Origin of the sequence: Bacteroides sp. RTP31139st1_H2_RTP31139_211217 (genome assembly GCF_040227615.1) — a bacterium.
GTDB lineage: Bacteria > Bacteroidota > Bacteroidia > Bacteroidales > Bacteroidaceae > Bacteroides > Bacteroides uniformis.
The window spans coordinates 1-4,648 of the sequence record NZ_JBCNZM010000249.1 but is presented as its reverse complement, the minus strand read 5'-3'; the positions used below and the strand labels follow the sequence as shown (position 1 = coordinate 4,648).

Here is a 4,648-nt window from a genome sequence, read left to right as displayed (position 1 = left end):
GCTCATAAACTCAGATGGGGCATGAAAGCTCAAAAAAAAAGTCGGCAGAAAGAAAAGGCCATCCCGGAAAGGGGTTTAAAAAAAGGTCTTTAAATCTAGCTGAAGCATAAGTTTAATTTTAATAGATAAAAGACTATGGCACATCAGAGTAAATATCCTAGTTTAGACAGACAATGGCATAAGATGATGTTTTCTTTCTTTGAGTATCTTCCTATGCAATATCGGCAGGCAACGGAAAGAGAATGGCAAATTCGTAAGATGATATGGAGTTTTAAGGATGGAAAAGCTTATTTGAATATAGCTTGGATGATAGCGAATAAGTTACATCAAGTTTTTGGTGATGATGTTAAGAATATTGTTTTTGCTTGTGTTCCGGCTTCTTCCGCTGATAAGAATGAACTTCGTTATAAGGGGTTTGCTTCGGCTGTGTGTAAGTTTTCAGGTGCTATCAATGCGTATGAACATATACGTGTCAGTGGAGATCGTTTGGCTATTCACGAGAAATTTGACAGCAAGTCGCTTCAAAAAGTACAAGTGATAGAATTTGACAAGGACTTTTTTCGGGGTAAGAAAATCTTGGTATTTGACGATATTTTAACAAAAGGGTTTTCGTATGCTCGTTTCGCATGTCAGTTGGAAAAAATAGGAGGTGAGGTTTTGGGAGGTTTCTTTTTAGGTAAAACAGTTGTCCGTATGTTATAAGATGAAAGAAAAAGAGAGTTATATAGAGAAGCAGAAGGATATCTTTGGAGATACTACTTGGTTCACTTATCGTTATGAGGTGAATGGAATGGTGTATGAAACTTCGGCAGGTTCGTTGGATATATGTAGAAAGGCACGTGATAAATGGATGAAAATGATGTCCGTTGCTTTTACCGGTCATAGAACGATACGAACAAATAAATATGCTTTGTCCGTATCGTTGAATGAAGAGGTACGTTTCTGCTATGAGAATGGAATCCGTTTTTTCTATATTGGTTGTGCGGTTGGATTTGACATGATGGCTGCTCATACCGTACTTGAACAAAGGAAACAATATCCCGATATGGTTTTGGTGGCGGTTGTTCCTTATGTCGGGCAAGATGTGTATTTCAACAAAGAGGACAAACAGAGGTATGCTGATATTTTGCGCCAAGCCGACAAGGTGGTAGTTCTATCCGAATATTATTATGCCCAATGCTATGCCCACCGTAATGATTACATGATTTCACACGCCTGTAGGCTGATTGCCTATTGGGATGGAAAATCTGCCGGAGGAACTTCTTATACGTTTAACAAGGCACAAAAAAAGAAATTGGTGATATACAATCTGTTTTGATTCAGATTGTATATCGTTGTTTTCCAGCGGTATGATCAAACGTGGCGATGTCATACTGTCTGGTTGCTGTAAGTGCTAATACTTCCGATGCAAAAGAGAAAGACACAATAAATATGAAAAGCAATGATAGATGAATTTTACTTAATTGTTTTACCTTTGTAAAACATTAGTGTCCCATTAAAATTGGGACGAATTAAAAATTAAATAAACTTGGCCCATTTGGTCCGAATCGTTCTTTGTCATTTTGAAATTTAGTTTTATCAAAGAGGTCTCTCAGATGAGTCTTATCAGTCAATGAGATGCTCAGTATTTGTAACACTTCATATGTACTTCTGTTCAGTTGCATATCGTGTTGAATGATTGCCACCAAACAGTAAGCGCATATAGCAGCATATATCTGTATTCGAACAGCATTCTCTGTAGTTCCCCAAAATCTTTTGATTTTAAGGTGCTGCTTGAGCCATTTGAAAAACAGCTCTACCTGCCAGCGATTTTTATAAAGTTCAGCAACTTGAAGCGCAGATATATGCATCGCATTGGTTATGAATGTAAATTCTCGTTCTTGTTCTTCATCCCAATATTTAACCAATCTAAGTGGCTCTGGATAATATTGTTTAGGATAGAATCCTGTCAGAAATACACTTGCGTCTGAAAGCACATTCTTAGGCAGCCTACGTTTCCATTGGATGGATTTGTACCCGAGATTCTTTTTTGCTCTGACAACAAAGTAGGCTTCAATTTGATGAATTTTATACAGTATTTTGAAGTTGTTATAACCGCGGTCAAAGATGTAATAAGAGCTTGGTTCATAAGGAATTTCAATCATAACTTTAGAATCGTGTACGGATGCTTCCGTGATATGAAAGAATGCAGGAATCTGTGTTTCCACATCATATAATGTATGCACTTTGATACCACCTTTCTTTTTGCGGAATTTTGCCCACCAAAAGACTGAAAGGCACAGGTCAATAGTAGTCGAATCGAAAGCATAAACGTTACCGCCAAGTTTGAAAATATGATTAGCACACTTTTGTCGTGCTTCGCTAACCAGGTAGTAAGCATATTCTTCAAAGATGTGATAGTCTCTATCTTGATTTGCTCTTGCCAGCGATGACTTTGATACATTTTTACCCATTCCTAAATGATAACATTTGGAATGATGAGCTTCAAGAGCAACTATCAAATCTCGCAGACTTTCACGATTAGAAAGTTGACCAAACATCAAAGCAAGTAGTTGATTCCAGCAGGTGAAGTGCTTCACATATTTATCACCATCATACTTGGTGACTATGCGGTTAAACTTACTTCGATTCAGAAATGAAGCCAATTGAGCGAAAACGTATTTGTCTTGGAACATATGCCATCGGATTAATCTGATGCAAAGCTACAAATTCAAGTCCGTTCGCTCGGAAAATCGCTGTAACTAACTAAATTTCAAATATTTCAAAGAACTCTTTTAGATTTTAATGGGACAACAATGTTTGTAAAAGGTAAAACAATATGCGTTTTTCAGATACAGAGAACAATATGACCTTTTGCATAGGTGTGTGTTGGTTAGGAACTCCAAATATGGAGTCGTTGCAGAAAATAATGATGAACTTGAATATTATTGATAAGGATGGAAACAATGGAAGCTAATGAACTGATGCGATATGCCTATGAATTACTGCAAGGGCATTCGAATGAAGAATGTGCCCGAATATTAAGAGAAGTGGTGGCCGAGTGTCAGGTGTGTATAAAGAACTGTGAAGAAGGTGTTTTCGAAAATATGCTAAAGTAATAACAACAAGAATATGGAAATTACTCATAAAAATCAAGGAGAACTTGACTCAACCATGCTCCCATTCGTGATGAGAGAGCTGGTAGAACTGGTCATGAAGAAAAAGGCATTGCCTTTAGGCGATGCACTGTATTATATATATTCTTCCAAGTTGTATAAATCTTTGCTGGATAAGAGTACCAAGTTATGGTATTCAAGTACATTGTCGCTTTATGAAACATTGGAGAAGGAAAAAACAGAAGAAAAACGACGGTATAACGGTGACACGAAGATCCTGCTTTTCAAGATGTTCTGCATTGAGAATTATAGGGAGGAAAAGAAACAAAGTGCGGAAGAAACCTTGTTGTTGTTTTCGGACTATGGGGTTTTTGATTTTTTGGATGAGACTTTTGAAATGCTTCATACCCAAGACCCCGAATATATATTAGATACTATAACGACTTATATCAATAAAAGAAAATGAGACTATTTCATGGATCTACAGTTACCGTGAAACGCCCTAATATACAGAAAGGACGGAAGGCTACGGACTTTGGGAAGGGATTTTATACGACAACCAACTTTGAACAAGCAAAAAAATGGGCTTTGTTGAAGAAGAACAGGGAACAGAGCGAAAAAGCAATCGTCTCTGTTTATGAAGTTCCCGATGATATTCTTGATAGGGAATATCCGGTTCTTCGGTTTATGGGTGCAACAAAAGAATGGCTGGAGTTTGTTGTCAACAACCGCAGAGGAAGAGAAAACGGTGACTATGACCTAATAATGGGGCCTGTCGCAAATGACCAGTTATATGCGACAATTCGGCTTTATGAACAGAGAGTTGTTACGGCTGAAGCCGCTATTGAGATGCTGAAAGCGCATAAGTTGTTCAATCAGCTTTCATTTCATACGGTAACAGTCGCTTTGTTGTTGAAGTTTGTTGAATCAATTGAAGTGGGGTAAAGAATATGTGAAGTGAAAATAGGGGGAAGTTTATCCCCCAATGGTAAGGTTGTTTTTTGCGTCCACTTAGTTTTTTCCCACCCACCCTTTCAGCGGAGTGACTGCCCGGCAGTCTGTTGCTTACCCATATGTCCTAGCCTTTTAGGGCTGTAGATAGGTAGTTGGATATTTCGCTGCCAAATCGGCAGTCCGCTTCAATCGTTTGCTTGCTTTTCTCCGAGTGGAGCCTTTCTGCTTTTCCGGTGGTGTAATCTTCTTTTATTGGAAACAGGTGTAGTGGCTGTATGCCTGTGTGGTTATGTTCTCCCGCAGAATCCGCAAGTCAGTTCTTCCGTTGCAGCTTTTCATTTTATCGTGCAGTCACTTTTTTCGATACGTGGAATATGATATGCTTCATTCTTCGGCTTCATTTTTTTAAAAGGAATTGCAGATGTTTCTTCCGGTGTGTCGATAGGCGGCTGACCATCTTTTCGGGATGTGCCATGCTTGCTGTCTAACCGGTTGTTTTTTGCATCCTTTCCAAACCTGTTACTGATTTTCAAGTTTTGTCTTTTTCATATCATTTTTTAGGGAAGTCAAATCATTTTCCGTTGCAAATATAGATTGTT

6 protein-coding genes are annotated in these 4,648 nt (G+C 38.2%); 4 read left to right on the top strand and 2 right to left on the bottom strand.

From position 1 onward, the window contains the following. The first annotated feature begins 135 nt into the window (after positions 1-135). Complete coding sequence (locus ABUA47_RS23185; RefSeq protein WP_005868760.1) at positions 136-702, top strand: phosphoribosyltransferase; 567 nt, start codon at positions 136-138, stop codon at positions 700-702. Between the two features lies 1 nt (position 703). Continuing rightward, positions 704-1,318, top strand: coding sequence for an SLOG family protein (locus tag ABUA47_RS23180; protein ID WP_005868759.1), 615 nt, complete (start codon positions 704-706; stop codon positions 1,316-1,318). A 193-nt stretch (positions 1,319-1,511) separates the two neighbouring features. Here ABUA47_RS23180 and ABUA47_RS23175 read toward each other — a convergent pair whose 3' ends face one another. Then, on the bottom strand, positions 1,512-2,675 hold the full coding sequence (locus tag ABUA47_RS23175; protein ID WP_005868407.1) for an IS4 family transposase: 1,164 nt from the start codon (positions 2,673-2,675) through the stop codon (positions 1,512-1,514). A gap of 436 nt (positions 2,676-3,111) precedes the next feature. Between ABUA47_RS23175 and ABUA47_RS23170 the strand changes: the two genes are divergently transcribed. Further along, a complete protein-coding gene (locus ABUA47_RS23170) occupies positions 3,112-3,561 on the top strand; it encodes a DUF3791 domain-containing protein (protein ID WP_005868755.1) in 450 nt (149 codons plus the stop codon). After that, complete coding sequence (locus ABUA47_RS23165) at positions 3,558-4,040, top strand: DUF3990 domain-containing protein (RefSeq protein ID WP_005868753.1); 483 nt, start codon at positions 3,558-3,560, stop codon at positions 4,038-4,040. The genes ABUA47_RS23170 and ABUA47_RS23165 overlap by 4 nt, the downstream gene beginning before the upstream one ends. 344 nt (positions 4,041-4,384) lie before the next feature. On the opposite strand, the gene ABUA47_RS23160 is transcribed toward ABUA47_RS23165, so the two are convergent. After that, a complete protein-coding gene (locus tag ABUA47_RS23160; protein ID WP_007564664.1) occupies positions 4,385-4,582 on the bottom strand; it encodes a hypothetical protein in 198 nt (65 codons plus the stop codon). Positions 4,583-4,648 lie beyond the last annotated feature (66 nt).

Bases quoted from the DNA above. Each gene is read 5' to 3' on its own strand.
- ABUA47_RS23170 (WP_005868755.1), top strand. From the start codon at position 3,112: ATGGAAATTACTCATAAAAATCAAGGAGAACTTGACTCAACCATGCTC.
- ABUA47_RS23185 (WP_005868760.1), top strand. From the start codon at position 136: ATGGCACATCAGAGTAAATATCCTAGTTTAGACAGACAATGGCATAAG.
- ABUA47_RS23165 (WP_005868753.1), top strand. From the start codon at position 3,558: ATGAGACTATTTCATGGATCTACAGTTACCGTGAAACGCCCTAATATA.
- ABUA47_RS23180 (WP_005868759.1), top strand. From the start codon at position 704: ATGAAAGAAAAAGAGAGTTATATAGAGAAGCAGAAGGATATCTTTGGA.
- ABUA47_RS23175 (WP_005868407.1), bottom strand. From the start codon at position 2,675: ATGTTCCAAGACAAATACGTTTTCGCTCAATTGGCTTCATTTCTGAAT.